Genomic DNA, 18,510 nt, shown 5'->3' on the forward strand with positions numbered 1-18,510 from the left:
TCAAATCCGCATACGCGGCACGTCATGCGGGTCCAGCCGGAGTTCGATCAGAAATGGACCTTTGCGGCCCTCAAGCGCCGTCAGCGCGGCTTCGAGGTCAGCGTTCGAATGCACCTCGACCCCTTCTCCGCCCAACGAGCTGGCGATCTCCGCGAAGGACGGCCAGTGGAATTCCGTCAGGCTCGGGTCCATTTTCCGGTCAAGAAACTGGATATGCTCTGCGCCATAGGCAGAGTCGTTTGCGACGATCACCACCAGATCAAGCCCAAGACGCACGGCGGTGTTGAACTCGTTGATCCCGCCCATCATGAAGCCACCATCGCCGCTAAACACCACCACGGGCCTGTCGGGCGCACCGACGCCCGCGCCGATGGCTTCCGCCAATCCAAGCCCGATGGAGCCGAAGTTTGCCGTGACCACGAAGCTATGCGGATCGGGGGCGGAAATGCGGCACCACACTTCGGTCATGAACCGCCCGCCATCGGTGACCAGAACACGGTCATCGGGCAGCGCCTTTTCAAGCCGTTCCAGCGCGTGGACAAAGTTCACAAAGCCGTCGGCTGTCTTGTTCGCCCCCGCAGGATGCGCCGTCAGCACCTCGATGTCCAATTCGCGGGTAAAGCCGCTTGCGGGGATTTCTGCCTGATCCAGCCAATAAAGAATGGTCTCGGCCGTCAGGCCCGCATCGGCCACAAGTGCCGCGTCGGGATGCAGCCCGCCGCCGATGGCGGTCGGGTTCACGTCCACCTGCACGACGCGCTTGTCCTTCATCAGCTTGCCGCGATCAGTCGTGAAATCGTGCAATCCGGTTCCGAAACACACGATACAATCCGACTGGGCAATCAGGTCATAAGCGGCCGGCGTGGACAGCGTTCCGAAAATGTCGATGTTATAGGGGTGGTCGTTGAACAACCCTTTTGCCTTCAACGTCGTAGCCAACGGCGCTTCCAGCCGGTCGGCCAGCCGGATCAGCTGATCACGCGCCGTGATCGCGCCACCACCCGCCAAAATCAGCGGTCGCCGCGCCGAAGCGATCATGCCGATGGCCTCGTCCAGAATGTCGCCCTCGGCCACGCCACCAGGTGCGGTGAAAACGTCAAGCACATGCGCGGTGTGTTCCATCTCCTGCCACATGAAGTCGGCAGGCATGTTCAGCACGATGGGGCGGCGCTCGACCTGTGCGCGATAGAAGGCGCGCGCGACGTCCATGCCAACGGTGTCGGGCGCGCGCAACTGCTCGAACCCCGCGCCGGTTGCCTTGACCACTTCACGCTGGTCGATGCCTTGCAGATGGCGCGGATTGGCCACCGGCGTATCGCCTGCAAGAAGGACAATGGGGATATGCCCCCGCACGCCTTCTGTCAGCGCGGTCATACAGTTGGTCAGCGCCGGGCCATGGGTCACCGTCGCGACGCCAGTCTTCCCCGTAACATGCGCATAAGCCAGCGCCATCAGCACCGAACTGCCCTCATGCGCCGACGGGACGAACCGCCCCTCACAATCCCGCACGAAGCTGTCCACCATGAACAGGTTGGCGTCGCCCATCAGGCCGAACATCGTATCAACCCCGTGGTCGCGGGTGCTCCGGGCAATCGCTTGGTAGACGTGCATTTTTCCGGTCATGTGGGATTCACTCCTGGCGCGGCTTCATCCCTGATAGCCTAAAACTCAGGCGTAAGGTGTACAATCCGCGAGTTGTTGCAGGACAGAATGCACGATGGATCAGCGGTGCGACACTACTTTTAGCCGCAATAGAAGCGCTGCCGTAATCGTGGACCATCAGGCAATTAACTGGACGACCCATTCGGTAAACACCCTGTCTCCAAACTCCTCGAGCTGGCGGCTGATCAGCGGAACATATATTCCACGGGCCAGGTCACTAGTTGCGGCACATAGAACAGGATCAGGATCGCCGCCAGATCGCAAATGATAAACGGCGTCGCGGCCCGGTAGATTTCATTCATCGTGGTCCCCAAAGGAGCCACGGCCTTCATCACGAAGAGCGCGCCACCAAGCGGTGGTGACGTGGATCCGGTTTCAATCGCCACCAGATACATCGCGGCGAACCAGATCGGATCGAAGCCAAACTGCAGGATGACGGGAATGAAGATTGGCAGCGTGATCAGCATAATGGGCAGCGGCCCCATAAACATGCCCAGAAAGATCACTGCGCCAATCATTGTCAGCACAATGGCGTTCGGGCTGACATCGAGCGAGACGATCGCGTCGACCATGCCATAGGTCGCCCCGGTAAAGGCCAGAAGTTGCGTGAAAGTTACCGCGCCTGATACGATCAACAGAACCATGACCGAAATATTGGCACTGCCAAGGATGGACTTGGAGAACACATTCCAGGTCAGCCGACCGCGCAAGTTCCCGAACCATTTATCCAGCGTGCCCATCAGGTCAATTGCGATGCGGGACTGGAACATCCCCTCGCCCATAATCATGAACAACGCTACCGGAACGAGGGTGAAGCTCGACAGGGAATCGATGGTATTCATCACCACCTGCCGCACCCCGGGCACACCCCCCAGAAGGATGTATGCACCGACAATGTTCACTGCGAGGAACGAAATCGCCACCGGCAGTCCAGCCACCATTAACAATAGCAGCGGGCCAACCACGAGGGCGATCACATTATACCACTCAAGCATCAGAATCCGTCCCGCCTGATCGCGCCGACTGCCTGAAACAGAAATTGAACCGCCATCAGAAACATGCCGATCGGCAAAGCCAGAGTGATCCAGTATCTTGGCGGCGCCATCACCGTGGTAGTGAGGCCGCGCCTATTGAAGATGGGGCTGCATTACCAAAGCGTGATCCGCGCTCCTTTCCTGCGGCGCGACACGGCGCAGACCCCGATGCGCGCAGCTCTATCGTGTCGCTCGTCGATCAGGGCTGGCGGATGTCGTTGCTTGAGGCAGCGCCCGATTGGGGCGAGCTATACGATCTTCGCGCCGACCCGAATGAGACCCGCAACCTGTGGGACGACCCCGACTCCGCAGCGCAAAAATTGCGGCTGCTGGAGGCCTTTGCCCGCCGCCAAATCGCATTACGCGATCTGTCGCTCTGCCCCACTGCCCGGGCCTGAGGAAATGCCATGAACTCGATTACCCGCTCCATCACCGTTCCCGCATCCCCCGCGCAAGCGTGGGAGCGCTTTGTCGACGGACTGCATCTGTGGTGGGATACAGAGCACTGCCATTGCAGCGAAGAAAACCTCGAACGGGTTTTCATTGATCCTGCCCAAGGACAATGGGGCGAAATAACAAAAACCGGCGAAGTTGTTTCCTGGGGCTTCGCCATAGAAGTCAAGCCAGAGCGCAAGCTGTCGCTGGCATGGCAGATGGACCCGTTGCACAAACCGTGGATTGCAGAGGTCGATCCCGACCGGGCCAGCCTGATCGACGTGACCTTTGCGCCAATGGCAACCGGCACCCGCGTGACCGTAGAACACTACGATTTTGATCGCCACGGTGACGGTGCGCAGGCCATGAAGGACGTTATGATCGGTCTGGACCGCTGGCAGGAATGGCTGGGGCTTTATGCTGCGAGCTTCAAATCACCAGACTGATTTGGGCGTGACATCCACCGCGAATGTCCGCGTGGGTCAGATATTCGACAGGCTTACTGTCATGAAGGGCGGCGATCTTGTTGAAATCAAAGATGTTGAGGCCTAGCGTGGTCTTCAGGCCAAACAACCTTGTTCGCAGCAGCCGCTGCAAACCTCTGTTCGAGGTCACCAACCACTAAGGGGGACGACATGCTAAACGTTAAGACAACGCTCATCGCCGGGCTTCTGGCAAGCGCCTTGGCGCTCTCGCCGGTGACAGCTGCAACGCCAGACAACATACTTGTGGTGGCGCAAAACATCGACGACATCGTGACGATTGATCCAGCCTCGGCTTACGAATTCAGCTCGGGCGAGTATGTTGCCAACACTTATGACACGTTGGTGCGTTACGACGCGACCGACACAACCGTGCTGGCCCCCGCGTTAGCCACCGAGTGGACAATCGATGCCGACACCAAAACCGTCACATTCACCTTGCGCGAGGGGGTTAAATTCCATTCCGGAAACCCATTGCGCGCCGAGGATGTGGTCGGATCATGGACCCGCGTCGTCGCCCTTGATAAGGCCCCATCCTTCATTCTGACCCAGTTGGGTTGGACCGCTGACAACATCGCCGAGATGGTCACCGCTGAAGGCAACACCGTCACCGTGCGTTACGAGGGCGACTTCGCGCCCTCTTTCGTTTTGAACGTATTGGCGGCGCGGCCGGCATCCGTCGTGGACATGCAAACCGTCATGGCCAACGAGGTCGACGGCGATATGGGCCATGCGTGGATGAACAAGAACTCTGCGGGGACCGGGCCATTCAGCTTGGCGACCTATCGCCCTGCCGATATCCTCTCGCTTGATGCCAACCCCGATTACTATCAGGGCCGCCCGTCAATGGACCGCGTCATCATTCAGCACAACCCCGAAGGCGCAACCCAACGACTGCAGCTCGAAGCGGGCGATATCGACATGGCCAAGGACCTCGAACCCGATCAGATCGCCGGTCTTGAGGGCGTTGATGGCGTGCGTATAGAGACCTATCCGCAAGCCGCGGTGCATTGGGTGTCGTTCAACCAGAAAACGGACAGTCTGACCGATCCCGCGGTATGGGAAGCCGCACGGTATCTGGTGGATTATCAAGGCATGGCCAATGGCATGCTCAAGGGTCAGATGAAGGTGCATCAGGCATTTTGGCCGGATGGTTTTCCCGGCGCGTTGACCGACACACCGTTTAGCTACGACCCCGAAAAGGCCAAACAAATCCTGAAGGACGCCGGGGTGGAGACACCGATCAACGTCACGATGGATGTCATATCTGCTCCCACTTTCGTGGAAATGGCACAGGCGTTGCAGGCCTCTTTTGCCGAGGGCGGGATCAACCTCGAGATCATCGCAGGCACAGGCGCGCAGGTCATCACCAAATACCGCGCGCGCACCCATGAGGCGATGTTGCTGTACTGGGGGCCTGACTTCATGGACCCGCATTCCAACGCCAAGGCATTTGCGTACAACAAGGATAACTCTGATGACAAATACGCCTCGACCACGACGTGGCGCAACGCATGGATGCCACCGGCCGAGATGAACGCCAAAACCATGGCAGCCCTGGGCGAGCAGGATGCAGACAAGCGGCTTGGCATGTATCTGGAGCTTCAGAAAGAAACCCAGGCCGAAGCGCCGTACGTCATCATGTTCCAGGCGATCAAGCAGGTTGCGATGCGGGACAACATCAAAGGGTACGTCAACGGCGCCACCTCTGACTACGTCTTCTACCGTCTGGTCGAAAAGGAATGACCCATCAACCGTCCCCCGAGGCGATCTATCGTGCCTTGCACACGCAAACCGGGGGGCGGTTGTTCACCGTGACGGTGCTGGACCGCGCCGCTGGTCTTGCGCGGCGGGTCTATACGTCTCACCCTGACGCTTATCCGGTGTCAGGGACCAAATCGATGTCCCAAGGGGAATGGACCGAACAGGTGGTCGAACGCGGCGAGGTTTTCGTCGCCAACACCGTTGCCGAATTCGCGATCTATTTTCCGGATCATGCCTTGATTGAAAGCCTTGGATGTGGCGCTGCACTAAACGTGCCGATTAGCTTGAAAGAGGTCATAGGGACGGTCAACATTCTGGACAAAGAACACTACTTCTCGCCGCAGACCGTGGACCACTGCCTCGCGGCCATTGAGCAACATCGCGACGATTTGATTTCGGCGGTGAAGCAATGCGCCGTTTGAGGCAGCTTTCCAGATGACAGCCAGATGCAGCAACAAAAATCCCTTCTGATCGTTCCGGCGGAGGTTAACGCTGAAGTTATCGCCTGCGAAGAAGGTCTGAGTTTCTGGGGCGGCGTAGACCCGGACACCGGCACCGTGATCGACGCGCATCATGACCTTCACGGCCAATCCCTCGCAGGCAAAATCGTCCTCATGCCGACCAGCCGGGGTTCCTGTTCGGGCAGCGGCGTTCTGCTGCAACTGGCCCTGAACGGTCGCGCACCGGCGGCGTTGATCTTTCGCGAGGATGAGGAGGTCCTGACGCTGGGTGCCGTGATTGCCTCACATATGTTCGACAGAACCGTCGGTGTGGCGCGGTTGGCGGCCTCCAACTATGACAATCTGCGCTCCAGAAAATCCGCACGGCTTCAGGGCAACATGCTGGCGGCAGAACAGTTTTCGATCGACCTGCACCGTGTAACGCAAACCGATTTGGAACTGACGCCAGCTGACAAGGCCATGCTGGCAGGGGACCAGGGGCGGTCCGTCGCCCTGGCGATGGAGGTCATCTGCGCCATGGCAGCTTCGCAAGGCGCAGAGCGGCTGATTGACGTTACGCGAGGCCATATTGACGGATGCATTTACGCCCATGATGCAAACCTCATTTTCGCCGAGACCATGGCCAGGATGGAGGCAAAGGTCGCCATACCGACAACGATCAATGCAATCTCCGTCGATCGCGAAAACTGGACCGACCACGGCGTATCGCCCAAGTTCGGGCAGGCCGCCAGCCGATTGGCGGACGCCTATGTCCGGATGGGGGCACGACCGACATTTACGTGTGCGCCTTATCTGGCCGACGACGTGCCGCAACTGGGCGAAAGCATCGGCTGGTCGGAATCGAATGCCGTTATTTTCGCCAACAGCGTGCTGGGGGCGCGGACGGCCAAACATCCCGACTACGTTGATCTGTTCATTGCTCTGACTGGCCGCGCACCGGAAACCGGGGTCTATCTGTCCGGGAACCGGCGCCCGCGGATGGTGATCGACGTTGATCCGCCCGCGGGATATGACGATGCCCTCTGGCCGCTGCTTGGTTGGATATCCGGTCATCTGGCCCCTGATCGGGTTCCTGTGTTGAGGGGGTTGGAAAAGGCCGCACCAAGCCGTGATGACCTGCGCGCCCTCTGTGCTGCTTTCGGAACGACCTCGGCTGCTGCCCTGCTGCATGTGGCAGGGGTGACACCGGAAGGCGATCTAGATCCGGTCAGCGATGCAGCCACCGCAAGAATAACCCGAACTGACTTGGCAGCCGCATGGCGAGAACTCAATTCCGGCTCCAGCAGCGTTGATCTGATTGCTCTGGGAAGCCCGCACTTTTCGTTTGAAGAAACACGCAGCTTCGCCAATTTGATGGCGGGCAAGCAGAAGCATCCGGACATTTCCGTCATCATAACTCTGGGCCGTGATGTCATGGCGCGGGCGCAGTCCGAAGGATTGGTCGATCAGCTACAATCGGCAGGCGTTCAGTTTTACTCTGATCTGTGTTGGTGCTCGATTGTTGAACCGATGTTCCCGACGAAGGCCAAAACCCTGATGACGAACTCCGGCAAATACGCCCACTATGCACCCGGCTTGAGCGGAAGAGAGGTCCGGTTCGGTAGCCTTTCCGATTGCGCCAAAGCCGCCGTGACTGGGAATGCGCCGACTGATCCGCCCGGGTGGGTTCTATAGATCAAGAGGTTTTGCATTATTTTGGGCCAAGCGAGGTGCTTTTGCTGACCGAAGTGCCGATTATCGTGCAAATCATCGACGGCCTGGCACCCGAAACAGGCTCGCTGCCCGCAACTTGGCTGGCCAAAGCACGAAAAAAAGGGGCGGATTACTCCGCCCCTCTCCCGTTCAATGTGACCTGACCTCTCGAGGGAAATCGTTCTGTCCGGCCACACCGGCAGATTTTTAGAAGCCCAGAACCAAGGACACCCCTACGGTGTTGTCAGTCGACTTGCGGCCTGCGGTCGGGTCGCTGTTGTAGTCGGTTTTGTACGACACGCGGGTCGCCAGATTGTCGGACATCTTGAAGTTTACGCCCAGATCGTTCGACACGACGGTGTTCGCGGACGACGACAGTATGTCGGTATCATTGGTAAGCGACATCGTGTCCGTCAGCCTGAGGTAGTAGCGCGAAGAACCGATGACGGCTTCTTCCGTTTCAGACACGCCGGCGAAGTCTTTTGTATACCGCACACCGATACCGGCCTGCAGACGCCAGGCTTGCGTTGGCGTGTTGATCACACGATAGCCGGGACCGAAGCCCAGAAACGCGTCTGTGGAGTTGCCTTCAACGACGTTGCCAGCGGTATCGACCGAGAAGCCGTCCCATTCGTAGCGACCGATGCCGAACAGGTAGAACTTCTCGTTGAAGTAACGCTGTGCTTCATAGGTCGCGAAGAACTTCTCTTCGTTCTTCTGGTTGTTCGCTTCGCCATACTCGATCGCGAAACCGGCAGAGTGGTTCCACGCGCCGATGCCGTAGGACAGACGTCCAGCGCCGGACAACTCGCCATTGTCGGTGTTGCCCGAGGTGCCGGATGCCGTCACCGCCAGAGAGCCGCTAAAGCCCTGCCGCACGCCATTGGGACCGAAGCGTTCGTCGTCATCGCCACGCTCCAGATCGTCCGTCACATCGTCGCGGATATCGTCAATGCGGTCGTCCAAAGCTTTGGTGCCCAAAACGCGTTCTTGCGCCATAACAGGCGACGCAACTAGCAACGCGACCGCGGATGCGGTCGCAAGTTTAGAAACAAGTCTCATGGGTTGATCCTTTCCCAATTAATGTGACGGCTTTCCGACACGAACGCCGGAGCTCGAAAAGCAAAGATGCTAGGCCAAGATGTGGGGGGAAAATTGCGTAATACAAACGCCAAATAACTGGTTTATATTTTTTCGATTGTTATGGAACTTTTTGCGATCCGGTAAGTAGGCCCTGCCACTGTAAACTTTTGCTTTTCTTGATGTTTTCGAACATCTCAAACAGCGCCAATCACATCGTTATCGCGCGGTCCAAGTGATTTATTTCACACAGTGGCAAGTTATCGCTCAGTGCCGTGAAATCTGCATTTAATTGAGGTTCGAGAAAAAACCTAAGCCTTCGATGAATGACGGGGGTTTTTCGTTTTTCGAAAAGTGCTCGATGGGTTTGCATACGACCAATCAAAAGCGTGCTGCCGGGGAGTTTCAATAAAAAAATTTCATTCGGGACTATGTGTGATCATCAGAGCTTTTGGAAGCGAAAGCAGTTTAACCAGAAGACTGTCTGATTAATGGAGTACTGAATATCAGCGCGCGTCATTCCGTTTGGTGCGGAACTATCCCATGCGTTTTTAGTCGATCCGCTTTTGATCGCCATGCATCTGAAAGATGAGTGGGCAGCGGCAGACTATGCAGGCAAACTCGAGCAACTGCCCAAGTCCGCCCTTGAAGTCCGGCTGGAGCAGAAGGGCAATTTCCACATTTATGTTCGCCCTTTGCTACATGGAACGCTCGGCAAGAAGTAGATGACAGGAGCTTTTGCATTAGCGGGTAGATTGGCGAGTTTTCGTACTTTTGAGGTTGGTCAGACCGCGCAAGTCCCCATTCAAGCACCACCGTTTTCCGCAAGACACCGCTCCCTGCGCCGCGGGTTAATATTTGCGCTGTCCCCTATCCTATCAAGACGCGGTCGATCTTCTGTAATAGCGTGGAGACACCGTTGAACGGTCGAACGTTCTTCGCTGGGTTCAGAAGTTTGGCCCGGAATTGACCAAACAAACGGAGCAGTAGCTGTGGACCTGTCACGGTTTGATGGCATCGCGCCATCTATAAAAACTGGACCTTCCGACCCCAAAATACCGGCAGGCCTTGCGAGTATTGCCGATCGTCTCGGCGTGCTGAAGCACTCTAAGTTTGCGTTGAATGTCGCGTTCTTCGTTTGTCATGAATACTTCCTCCATCCCAAATCAGGGTATTTACAGGAAGTGTCCCGAGAGTCCGTACATATCTACAGTTTGCGACAAAGCCCTATTCCCTCAATACACAGCCTTATTAAGCATTATGTGAACGCGTGAGCCTGTTTTGAGCGGTGCGCTGCCCCGGGCGAGCAACCAGCCATCCGCTTTTTCTAGACGCGCCACGATTTCCAATGTTGAGGAGGCTTGCGAATTTGAGGGCATGGAGAAGGCAATCATCTTTGACTTTCCATCACTTTTGACGCGGGTTTTCTCGGCGTTGTGTCGCGCAGTGTTCTTCGCAGAATCTTCAACAGATATCTCGATTTCACCTTCCGGAATAACTGCGCCGCCCTCGAACCCGACTTCGCCGCGGATATCGTGCGACTGCGCCGCGGCACTCCTGAAGGACGTAGCAATCGCCGCTGCCGCCATCAAAACCGCGCGACGGGTGGTGAAACCTTTCATTGCCAATTTTCCCTTATTGGTGAGATGCCCGTGCCAACACACAGGGCTTTTGCCGGGAGGGGCACCCGAAGGCGCCCCTCCCGATGTCGATCTAGATGATAACGAAGTCATCTGCCGAAAGGTTCAGGTTTGTGCTGATCCGGGCAAACTGAATGGACTCAATGTCTCCGGAACCATCCGCGTCGTAGGACAGCACCCCGTCATCGGTGTCGTAGATGATGCGGTCGCTGGCGTCGAAAGCCACACCTGACGAGCTTTGATAGAAGGCATCGAAGGACAATGCGCCATCGCCGCCCACGGTCTCGAAGATCAGGTTGTCCAGCAGGATCAGGTCGTCGTCTGCATCGAAATCCCTGATCCAGTCGACATTGCCGTCCCCAAGCGCGGTGGAGAAGCGGAAGGAATCCTCCCCCGCGCCGCCGATCAGGATATCCGCGGCAAGTCCGCCATCCAGCAGGTCGCTGCCACGGTTGCCGCGAAGCGTATCGGACCCTGCAACGCCCGGTTGAACCGGCTCGGGCGGGAAATCGACCGACACGTTCAGCGTATATGTCGAGCCGTCCGGCACCGCCTCCGTCCAGCCGCCTTGCGTGCTGGTCGGGGTCCAGCTTCCTTCGACAATGTAGTAGGTGCCGGTTTCCTCGACCACGAAGGCAACGCTGGAATCGCGGTTGCTTGTGGAGCCGGGATCGCCGCCGCCATCGTCATTCTCGGCGACGATATTGCCATTGCTGTCCAGCAGCCGGACCCAACTGTCATGGACGTTGGGGTCGGCAATCCCGTCGATGTCGATGGAGATGGACGTGCCAGCGGCCAGCTCGATGCTGTAGTATCCCGCCAGCCCGTTTCCGGTCGCGTTGACGGTCGTATGAAGGACGGTCGTCGAGTCGAAGATGTTCGGGTCTTCCTCCAAAGAGAAGTTGTCCGAGATATCGAAGGCGGTCGCGATGGAGTTGTTCGTCGCATCCGGCCCGAGCGTGGCATAGCCCGTGCCCAAGCCCGGTTCGGGTAACGGCTCGCCCTGATAGGCGTAGTCGCCGAGCAGGATGTCGTCGCCCGCGCCGCCGCGAATGTTGTCGTCACCGCCTTGGCCGGTCAGCACATTGGCACCGTTGTCGCCCCTGATCCGGTCGTTGAAGCCGGAGCCGGAGAGGTTTTCGATCGAATTATAGGTGTCCCCCTCCGATCCGTCCCTGCGCAGGTCAAGCCTGACCCTGCCTGTCGCGTCGGCGTAGTCCGCCGTGTCGCTACCTGCGCCGCCATTCAGAATGTCCGCGCCGTCACCACCTGTCAGAATATCGTCGCCTGACCCGCCGGAGAGTTCGTTCGCCCCGTCGGTGCCTATCAGGTGGTCATCATGGAACGAGCCGACAGCGTTTTCGAAATCCACCACGAAATCATGCCGGATAACCGTGCCACGTCCCACGATCTGCACCGGGCCATCCGCGTCGCCACCACGGGCCGTGCCAGCCGCGAGATCAACCGTCACCCCGTCGGAGCTGCCCGCGTAGACCACCGTGTCAATGCCCTCGCCGCCGTTCATGTAGTCCTGACCGCCGCCGCCGATAATCGTGTCGTTGCCTCCTTCGCCGTAAAGGATATCGCCGTCAGCACCGCCGTCCAAAATGTCATCGCCATCACGGCCATTGAAGACGTCGCCGCCGCCGCGGCCCCAGAAGTGGTTGGCATCCGAGGTGCCGATAAACCGGTCGATGCGGTCATCGGAGCCGATCAGGTTCTCGATGTCGTAGAACGTGTCGCCCGACGCGGTGCCACCGCTGGCAATGTTCTGTTCCAGATTGACGAGCAGTTGGAAGGGGCTCTCCCTGCTGTAGTCGACCGTGTCGACACCCGCGCCGCCCCTGAAGATATCAATCCCGGCCTGACCGCTCAGTATGTCGTCGCCGTCACCGCCATCGAGGATATCGTTGCCGGCACCCCCAAGGATCGTGTCGTTGCCATCGCCGCCATAGAGCGAGTCGTCGCCGTCGTCGCTCTCCGTCTGGTCGTCAAGCTGCGCGACGGGGATCGTGTTGTTGATATCGCGGCTGGCAAGCGTATCACGACCGCCGATGATGAGATCATCGCCCCCCAGCCCAAAGATCGTGTCGCTTCCCGCACCACCATCGAGCACATTATTTCCGGCGTCGCCGAATATGATGCTGGTCAGCGTGTTGTCGCCAACGCTGGGCGGGGTTCCGCTGCCACCGACAACTGGCGGCGCGGTCGATTGGTCGACGTAGATGATGGTTTCGACGTTATCGATGCTTCCGATATCCAGATCGGTCGACAGCACGATAACGGTGTCGTTGCCGCCGTCTTCCTCTTCGCGCACGATGTCGTCGAGGGAGTCGACAAAGTAGGTATCGTCGCCATCATAGCCCGCCATGCGGTCCGCGCCGCCACGACCGTCCAGAACGTTATTGCCGTCATTGCCGATCAGGATGTCGTCATGGGCGCTGCCGATGCCGTTCTCGATGTAATACTCGGTCCCGTCAGCATTGTGCCCCGCAAAAATCGACACGTTGTTGTTGTGTCCGTTGACGCTGGAAAACTGCCCTGCGCGCAGGTCTAGGATGGTGCCTGCGGTCGAGCCGGAGAAGTTGATCGTGTCCGTGCCGCCGGTGTCATGGATGACGAAGCCGATATCGCGCGTCATGCCTGACGAGGTCAGCTCGTAGCCATATTCGGTGCTGCCAAAGCCGTAGACGTTGTCGCCCGTCATCAGGTCAATGGTCTCGTAGGTCCGCACGCCGTCCTCGTCGACTGTCGAGAAAAAGCGGCGGATCACAGCTTCGATGTCAGCCATAAGCGGCGTTGACGCCGACCAACGGGTGTCCTCGCCGACATCTATCCCGTCGAAATAGGACATGACGCTGTATTGCTGGCGGTCATAGGTCCATGTCGCATTGTTGAGGTAGTTGATCTGTATGCCACCGGGGCCACTGTAGTTGTAAAGGCCGGGGTGGTTCAGGCCGAACTCATGCCCGAATTCATGAATGAAGGAATCGAACACATAGCCGCCGATATCCGTCAGGTTGGGCTCGGTGTCATGGAACCGTTGACCCACGCTGACATAGCGGTTGGCGGAGAAGGCGCTGCCATCATTTGGCTCGCCCAGCTCGGGGCTGACAACCCGCATCCAGTCGGTCGTGCTGTCCCAGGGCGTGTCGTCGACGATTTCAAACTCAAGCGGCGTGACAGAGGCCCACATCTGCAAGGCACCGACTGCCGCCGCCTGATATTCGGGGTGGTTGCTGAGTTCTTCGACGTTGATCCGCAGCGGCTCCGCCGCGATCTCGGGCGTCAGGCTGCGATTCAGCGCGCCGAGATAGTCGAGATAGGCTTCATAATCTTCGCTTTTTCCATAGGGGTTATCCGGCGTTTGGTCGTTCACCCACCATTGATCGCTGTTTTGATTTGAATCTGGCATTTCAGAGGCTCCCGGTCTCACACCCGTGGTCAAGAACGGCTGTGTGGTTTCGCTGCTGCCAATTCCCGGCACGAACGGCACGCAAAATCTGTTAGGATTCTTCCCCTTTCCCGATCATTTAATAATGTCCCTGTCGCGTCTATTAAGCCGACGAGTACTTGCGAAATTGGGTCAATGCTGCTATGCGGACTCACCCCCGAAAATTTCAGTTTTGCGCTGGTTCTGTCTTGGTCAATTCCGGGCCGGACTTCTGAACCCGGCGACACGCAGTCGTCGATCAACCCTGCCCCACGCTCGGCCAATAGCTCGTTTCATACAACGGTCCCCTTCCAGCGACTGCCGTAGATGCAATGAACCGCCTACCCGGAGTGTGTATTAATTTCCACTTCCACTCCTAACCGATTAAAGGTTCATTATAGAATTCCATTCAAGGGGTACAGCATGTCAACATCCAGCGCCGTCGTACCCATGAGCTTTGGCTTTATTGACCATGCGCTTGTTGAGGAATACTTGAACCTCCAACCGCCCGCCGCAATCATTGCCGAGTCCAAAGGCAAGATGATCGTTCAGGAGGGGGACTTTGTCGACCATTCCATGTTGTTGCTGGAAGGCTGGATCGGCCTATCCAAGATGCTGCCGGACGGCGAGACGCAAATTATCGACATACTTCTCCCCGGGGATTTCGCGCTGGTCGGCGCGCATTATGCGAACAAGGCCGCCTGCTCGATCGAAGCTCTGAGCGATGTGCGCTTCATCAATATTCGACCGCACCACGCCAATGGACCAAGCAAGGTGATGCAGCATGTGCGCGAGATGATGGCCGCAGAGATCGTCACCACACAAGCCCGAACGGCCGAGCTAATGCTACGGATAGGCAAGGGTAACGCCGCCAACCGCATCGCATATGCGCTGCTGGAATTCTTCGTCCGCCTTGAGGATGTCGGGCGCACGCAGGACAGATCTTACGTCTTTCCGATAACGCAACAAAAATTCGGGGAGTTTACCGGCTTGAGCAATGTTCACGTATGCCGGACCCTGCGACGCCTAGAGCGCGACGGGATCATCTCGCACCCGACCCCGACGAGGATCGAGTTGACGGATATGGACGCGCTTTGCGACATAGCCGAGATTGATCTGGAGAGCTTCCGGGAAGAAATCATTATCAGGCGGCGTAAATAGAGTCATCGTTTTTCGACGATTTCGCCCAAAATCTGACCCGCGATTTCCTCGCTCGCGTCGTTTGCGATGTCGCCCAACGTCACGATTCCCGCGATACGGCCCGCTTCATCCTTAACCACGAGTTGGCGAATTTGCATATCCGCCATGAAGCGCGCAGCCTGTTCAATCGTATGGGCGGTGCGGCAGGTTACGACATGGCGCGTCATGATCGTCTTGACCGGATTGTCGTCGGTCAAATGAGGCACCCAACGCAGCACGATATCACGATCCGTTATGATGCCGACAAGGTTCTCATCATCGCACACGGGCAACACACCGATATCAAACCCCTTCATCAAGGCCGCAGCTGCCCGGATGGATGTGTCCATAGAGACAGTCATCACAGGCTGGCGCATGATACGGCTTACCAACATTTCGGGACCTCCGGATCGCATCAAGACACTCTCTTCCCCGAAGCTACCCCGTATCAGGAGTGCCCGAATTAACTTTGGGCAAGTTTCTGCTCCGTGGCTTCGCGGGCTTTTCTTTTGTCGCGATCCTTCAGCGCCTCGAAGCCGATAATGACGTCCAGAAGCTCCGTGGTGATGTCGCTTTGGCGGACCGCGCGCATCTCTCCGGTCAACGCCTCCAGTTGTTCATCTACCGAATGCTCTGCCTGCTGCATCCGCGCCAAACGGGCGGCGTTCTCGGTGACCAGCGCCTCGGCGGCGGCGCGGAACATCTCGGCGAACAGGTAGCTGCGAATCAGGGCGGCCAGCAGGCGGTCGGGGGCAAGCCGGAACTGCGGCAGGCTGCGGGAGGCCCAAGGCCGATCCGCAAAACCGCGCGTCATGTCGGGGTCCAGCGGCAACAGGCGCTGCGACACGGGGCGTTGCTGGCCATGCTCGGCGCGTTGCATGAAGACGAGCGAGACGGCAATGTCGTCCGCCCCGCTTTGGCGCACCCCGTCCAACAGGGTGATCAGACGCCCCGCCAGCCGCGCCAGCCCGTCGGCGGTTGCGGGTGGCAAAAGGGTGGTTTCGGGCGTCAGCCCCTGCCCCGCCAGCGCGTCTTCCATCTGCGCACCCACACAAATTACCCGCGCATCGGCACCGTGAAGGCGCAGCGCTTCCTCCGCCACGATCTCGTTATAGTTGCCGCATAACCCGTGGTCGGACCCGAAGACGATCACGATCCGCACCGCGTCAGTATCCGTCTCAATCGGCAGCGGGCCATGACTTTGGACAAATGCGTGGAAGCCGTCCAGCACCGTGTCGCGGTAGGCCTCCATGGCTTGGGCCGCCTGCTCATAGGGCAGCGAGTTGATGGCCGACATAGTCTTCATCGTCCGCACGATGCCGCGAATGCTTTTCATCGTGTCCGTGCGGTGTGTCAGCAGCTCAAGCGTCTGGGCCATCGGCTTTTTCCATCTGCGAAATGGCCTCACGCGCGGCGGTCACGATGTCCGCGCGGCCCTCATCCGTCAGCTTTTCATCCTCGGCAATCAGCGCCGCAATGCCGCGATCATCCGCACGCACTCCTGCGCGGATTGCGGTCATGGCGGCCACCGCTTGCCCCTCATTCATACCGTCGAGCAACCCTTCCATTGCCGCCACCAGCACCGCCAGTTGTTCATTGGCAGGCATCGGGTCACGCTCCGGCTGGCGCAGGGCGGTGCGCACTGCCGCGCCACGGGCGAGCCTTGCACGTGTGTCGTCATCCAGCCGCGTACCAAAACGGGCGAACTCCTCCAGCTCCTCGAATTGCGACAGGGTCACGCGCAGGTTGCCCGCGACCTCGCGGAAGGCCCGGCTTTGCGCCTTGCCACCCACACGGCTAACCGAGACGCCCAGATCGACGGCGGGAAACTGGTTCGTGCGCACCAAGCGCGGCGACAGGTAAATCTGCCCGTCGGTGATCGAAATCAGGTTGGTGGGAATGTAGGCCGACAGGTTCTCGGCCTGCGTCTCCACCACCGGCAGCGCGGTGATCGAGCCGTGGCCTTCGGTGAACTGCCCCGCCCGCTCCAGCAGGCGGGCGTGGACGTAGAAAATGTCACCGGGGAACGCCTCGCGGCCCGGCGGGCGGCGCAACAGCAGCGACAATTCGCGGTAGGCATGGGCGTGGTGGGTCAGATCGTCCATGATCACCAGCACATCGCGGCCTCTGGCGGCGAAACTCTCCGCCACGGACATGGCGGCGTAAGGGGCAATGTAGGCCAGCCCCGGCGCGTCCTCGTCGCCTGCGGAAATGATCACTGATTGCCCCATCATATCCCCGTCGCGGAGCGCGCCGATGACCTTGGCGACCGCGTCCCCGCGCTGGCCTATGGCGCAGTATATGCAGATCACGCCAGTGTCTTTCTGGTTCAGGATCGTGTCGACCGCAATGGAGGTCTTGCCGGTCTGGCGGTCGCCGATGATCAGCTCCCGCTGGCCCAACCCCACAGGCACAGCCGCGTCCACCGCCTTCAGCCCCGTCGCAAGGGGTCGCGCCACGGCGGTGCGGTGCAGGATGTCGGGGGCCTCGGCCTCGATCGGGGCAAGGGTCGCAGTGTCCACGGGCCCCTGTTCGTCAAGCGGGTGGCCCATTGCGTCGACCACGCGGCCCAGAAGCGCAGGGCCCACAGGCACACTGACCACCCGCCCCGTGCGGCGCACATCCTCGCCCGGCGAGACCTGCTCGGACGGGCCAAGCAGCACCACGCCAAGCCGCCCCGGCTCCAGATCGAACACGATGCCGCGCACGCCGGAGGCGAATTCCAACAGCTCGTCCGCCAAGGCACGGGCAAGGCCCGAGACGATGGCAATGCCGTCACCCACCTCGGTCACGCGGCCAATTTCACTGACCTGAGGCGCGGGCGGCGGGCTGTCGAGCAAAGCCTGAACCAGATCAGCTGTCGTAGGGGCGGCCATGACGTCATGCGGCATCGCTGAGACCTTTCATCGCCTGCCCACCGCGGTCTTCCAGCATCTCGTCCAACCCGTCGAGATAGCTGTCGATGGTCCACGCCACCTGCGCGCCACCCAGTCGCAGGCTCAGGCCGGGCGACAGGGTGTCGTCGGTGTCAAACCGCAAGGTGACCTCCGGCAGGATCGCCGCAAGCGCGTCGCGCAGGCGGGCTTGCTCCGCATCAGGCAACGGATCGCGGGTCAGCGCCACGGCCTCGCGCGCATCGCCCGCCGCATCGCGCAGACTTCCGGCCTGATCCTTCAGGCGGGCTGCGGCATGGGCCACGATTTGCTGCTCCAGCGTCGTGTCGGCCAGATCGGACAACGCCTTGCCCGTCAACGCCACAAGCGCGGATGCGCCAGTTTGATGCAGCTGGGCGGAGTAGGCGCGCGCCTCCTCCGCGCGGTGCTTTTCGCGCTCCGCCTGCTCGTCAGCCAGACGCGCGCGGGCCTCGGCCAGCAGCGCGTCGCGTTCCGCCTCGGCGGTGTGGCGCACTTTTTCCAGCATCTCGGACTTGCTGGCCCGCAGGTCGGCAATCTCGGCCTTGTATTTCGCCTCGGTCTGCTGCGCCTCGGTGCGGATTGCCTGCGCTTCGCCCATGCGGGTGGAGATCTCTTCCTCCCGCGCGTCGATGCCGTCCAGAATAGGCCGGTAGAGAAACCGTTTCAGCAGCCAGATCAGAACCAGAAAGTTGACGATCTGGGCCCCGACCGTAATCCAGTCAATCGACATGGG

At 59.3% G+C, this 18,510-nt stretch carries 17 protein-coding genes and 1 pseudogene; 8 read left to right on the plus strand and 10 right to left on the minus strand.

The genetic code is table 11. The features are described from left to right. Positions 1–1,623, minus strand: coding sequence for a thiamine pyrophosphate-binding protein (locus THALAR_RS09710; RefSeq protein ID WP_021101364.1), 1,623 nt, complete (start codon positions 1,621–1,623; stop codon positions 1–3). A gap of 224 nt (positions 1,624–1,847) precedes the next feature. After that, positions 1,848–2,657, minus strand: coding sequence for a TRAP transporter large permease subunit (locus tag THALAR_RS09715; protein WP_021101365.1), 810 nt, complete (start codon positions 2,655–2,657; stop codon positions 1,848–1,850). 251 nt (positions 2,658–2,908) lie between these two features. On the opposite strand from THALAR_RS09715, the gene THALAR_RS09720 reads away from it, so the two are divergent. From THALAR_RS09720 to THALAR_RS18420, 6 genes are all read left to right on the plus strand, one after another. Further along, positions 2,909–3,094 carry a choline-sulfatase gene (locus THALAR_RS09720; protein WP_021101367.1) on the plus strand — a complete coding sequence of 62 codons (186 nt, stop codon included), beginning with the start codon at positions 2,909–2,911 and terminating at the stop codon, positions 3,092–3,094. Positions 3,095–3,103: 9 nt separating this feature from the next. Beyond that, complete coding sequence (locus tag THALAR_RS09725) at positions 3,104–3,577, plus strand: SRPBCC domain-containing protein (RefSeq protein ID WP_021101368.1); 474 nt, start codon at positions 3,104–3,106, stop codon at positions 3,575–3,577. A gap of 189 nt (positions 3,578–3,766) precedes the next feature. Further along, positions 3,767–5,359, plus strand: coding sequence for an ABC transporter substrate-binding protein (locus THALAR_RS09730; protein ID WP_021101370.1), 1,593 nt, complete (start codon positions 3,767–3,769; stop codon positions 5,357–5,359). Then, the gene (locus tag THALAR_RS09735) at positions 5,356–5,799 is read left to right on the plus strand and encodes a hypothetical protein (RefSeq protein ID WP_040818300.1); all 444 of its coding nucleotides are present in this window, start codon (positions 5,356–5,358) and stop codon (positions 5,797–5,799) included. The genes THALAR_RS09730 and THALAR_RS09735 overlap by 4 nt, the downstream gene beginning before the upstream one ends. 24 nt (positions 5,800–5,823) lie before the next feature. Continuing rightward, on the plus strand, positions 5,824–7,512 hold the full coding sequence (lhpI, locus tag THALAR_RS09740) for a cis-3-hydroxy-L-proline dehydratase (RefSeq protein WP_021101372.1): 1,689 nt from the start codon (positions 5,824–5,826) through the stop codon (positions 7,510–7,512). Positions 7,513–7,547: 35 nt separating this feature from the next. Further along, positions 7,548–7,694 carry a hypothetical protein gene (locus tag THALAR_RS18420; RefSeq protein ID WP_021101373.1) on the plus strand — a complete coding sequence of 49 codons (147 nt, stop codon included), beginning with the start codon at positions 7,548–7,550 and terminating at the stop codon, positions 7,692–7,694. 43 nt (positions 7,695–7,737) lie between these two features. On the opposite strand, the gene THALAR_RS09745 is transcribed toward THALAR_RS18420, so the two are convergent. After that, positions 7,738–8,592, minus strand: coding sequence for a DUF481 domain-containing protein (locus THALAR_RS09745; RefSeq protein WP_021101374.1), 855 nt, complete (start codon positions 8,590–8,592; stop codon positions 7,738–7,740). A gap of 593 nt (positions 8,593–9,185) precedes the next feature. Between THALAR_RS09745 and THALAR_RS18690 the strand changes: the two genes are divergently transcribed. After that, complete coding sequence (locus THALAR_RS18690) at positions 9,186–9,335, plus strand: hypothetical protein (protein WP_021101375.1); 150 nt, start codon at positions 9,186–9,188, stop codon at positions 9,333–9,335. A 288-nt stretch (positions 9,336–9,623) separates the two neighbouring features. Here the strand turns inward: THALAR_RS18690 and THALAR_RS18840 are convergent. From THALAR_RS18840 to THALAR_RS18950, 3 genes and pseudogenes are all read right to left on the minus strand, one after another. Continuing rightward, positions 9,624–9,770, minus strand: a pseudogene (locus tag THALAR_RS18840) (helix-turn-helix domain-containing protein); the annotation flags it as partial. A 75-nt stretch (positions 9,771–9,845) separates the two neighbouring features. Continuing rightward, positions 9,846–10,232 carry a hypothetical protein gene (locus tag THALAR_RS09750; protein ID WP_021101377.1) on the minus strand — a complete coding sequence of 129 codons (387 nt, stop codon included), beginning with the start codon at positions 10,230–10,232 and terminating at the stop codon, positions 9,846–9,848. A 91-nt stretch (positions 10,233–10,323) separates the two neighbouring features. After that, on the minus strand, positions 10,324–13,665 hold the full coding sequence (locus tag THALAR_RS18950; RefSeq protein WP_021101378.1) for a M10 family metallopeptidase C-terminal domain-containing protein: 3,342 nt from the start codon (positions 13,663–13,665) through the stop codon (positions 10,324–10,326). A gap of 441 nt (positions 13,666–14,106) precedes the next feature. Here THALAR_RS18950 and THALAR_RS09760 point away from each other — a divergent pair, with 441 nt between their 5' ends. Beyond that, positions 14,107–14,844: a Crp/Fnr family transcriptional regulator gene (locus THALAR_RS09760; RefSeq protein ID WP_021101379.1), complete on the plus strand. Its 738-nt coding sequence runs from the start codon at positions 14,107–14,109 to the stop codon at positions 14,842–14,844. Between the two features lie 2 nt (positions 14,845–14,846). On the opposite strand, the gene THALAR_RS09765 is transcribed toward THALAR_RS09760, so the two are convergent. The 4 genes from THALAR_RS09765 to THALAR_RS09780 all read right to left on the minus strand — a co-directional run bounded on the left by THALAR_RS09765 (position 14,847) and on the right by THALAR_RS09780 (position 18,507). After that, positions 14,847–15,257 carry a CBS domain-containing protein gene (locus tag THALAR_RS09765; protein WP_021101380.1) on the minus strand — a complete coding sequence of 137 codons (411 nt, stop codon included), beginning with the start codon at positions 15,255–15,257 and terminating at the stop codon, positions 14,847–14,849. Between the two features lie 68 nt (positions 15,258–15,325). Further along, complete coding sequence (locus THALAR_RS09770) at positions 15,326–16,240, minus strand: F0F1 ATP synthase subunit gamma (protein ID WP_021101381.1); 915 nt, start codon at positions 16,238–16,240, stop codon at positions 15,326–15,328. Further along, on the minus strand, positions 16,224–17,753 hold the full coding sequence (locus tag THALAR_RS09775; protein WP_021101382.1) for a F0F1 ATP synthase subunit alpha: 1,530 nt from the start codon (positions 17,751–17,753) through the stop codon (positions 16,224–16,226). The genes THALAR_RS09770 and THALAR_RS09775 overlap by 17 nt, the downstream gene beginning before the upstream one ends. Continuing rightward, positions 17,743–18,507 carry a F0F1 ATP synthase subunit B family protein gene (locus THALAR_RS09780; protein ID WP_021101383.1) on the minus strand — a complete coding sequence of 255 codons (765 nt, stop codon included), beginning with the start codon at positions 18,505–18,507 and terminating at the stop codon, positions 17,743–17,745. The genes THALAR_RS09775 and THALAR_RS09780 overlap by 11 nt, the downstream gene beginning before the upstream one ends. Positions 18,508–18,510: the final 3 nt, after the last annotated feature.

It is taken from the genome of Litoreibacter arenae DSM 19593 (assembly GCF_000442275.2).
Lineage (GTDB): Bacteria > Pseudomonadota > Alphaproteobacteria > Rhodobacterales > Rhodobacteraceae > Litoreibacter > Litoreibacter arenae.

Bases quoted from the DNA above. Each gene is read 5' to 3' on its own strand.
- THALAR_RS09750 (WP_021101377.1), bottom strand. From the start codon at position 10,232: ATGAAAGGTTTCACCACCCGTCGCGCGGTTTTGATGGCGGCAGCGGCG.
- THALAR_RS09710 (WP_021101364.1), bottom strand. From the start codon at position 1,623: ATGACCGGAAAAATGCACGTCTACCAAGCGATTGCCCGGAGCACCCGC.
- THALAR_RS09770 (WP_021101381.1), bottom strand. From the start codon at position 16,240: ATGGCCCAGACGCTTGAGCTGCTGACACACCGCACGGACACGATGAAA.
- THALAR_RS09715 (WP_021101365.1), bottom strand. From the start codon at position 2,657: ATGCTTGAGTGGTATAATGTGATCGCCCTCGTGGTTGGCCCGCTGCTA.
- THALAR_RS09720 (WP_021101367.1), top strand. From the start codon at position 2,909: ATGTCGTTGCTTGAGGCAGCGCCCGATTGGGGCGAGCTATACGATCTT.
- THALAR_RS09775 (WP_021101382.1), bottom strand. From the start codon at position 17,753: ATGCCGCATGACGTCATGGCCGCCCCTACGACAGCTGATCTGGTTCAG.
- THALAR_RS18690 (WP_021101375.1), top strand. From the start codon at position 9,186: ATGCATCTGAAAGATGAGTGGGCAGCGGCAGACTATGCAGGCAAACTC.
- lhpI (WP_021101372.1), top strand. From the start codon at position 5,824: ATGCAGCAACAAAAATCCCTTCTGATCGTTCCGGCGGAGGTTAACGCT.
- THALAR_RS09745 (WP_021101374.1), bottom strand. From the start codon at position 8,592: ATGAGACTTGTTTCTAAACTTGCGACCGCATCCGCGGTCGCGTTGCTA.
- THALAR_RS09725 (WP_021101368.1), top strand. From the start codon at position 3,104: ATGAACTCGATTACCCGCTCCATCACCGTTCCCGCATCCCCCGCGCAA.
- THALAR_RS09765 (WP_021101380.1), bottom strand. From the start codon at position 15,257: ATGTTGGTAAGCCGTATCATGCGCCAGCCTGTGATGACTGTCTCTATG.
- THALAR_RS09760 (WP_021101379.1), top strand. From the start codon at position 14,107: ATGTCAACATCCAGCGCCGTCGTACCCATGAGCTTTGGCTTTATTGAC.
- THALAR_RS09730 (WP_021101370.1), top strand. From the start codon at position 3,767: ATGCTAAACGTTAAGACAACGCTCATCGCCGGGCTTCTGGCAAGCGCC.
- THALAR_RS09735 (WP_040818300.1), top strand. From the start codon at position 5,356: ATGACCCATCAACCGTCCCCCGAGGCGATCTATCGTGCCTTGCACACG.
- THALAR_RS09780 (WP_021101383.1), bottom strand. From the start codon at position 18,507: ATGTCGATTGACTGGATTACGGTCGGGGCCCAGATCGTCAACTTTCTG.
- THALAR_RS18950 (WP_021101378.1), bottom strand. From the start codon at position 13,665: ATGCCAGATTCAAATCAAAACAGCGATCAATGGTGGGTGAACGACCAA.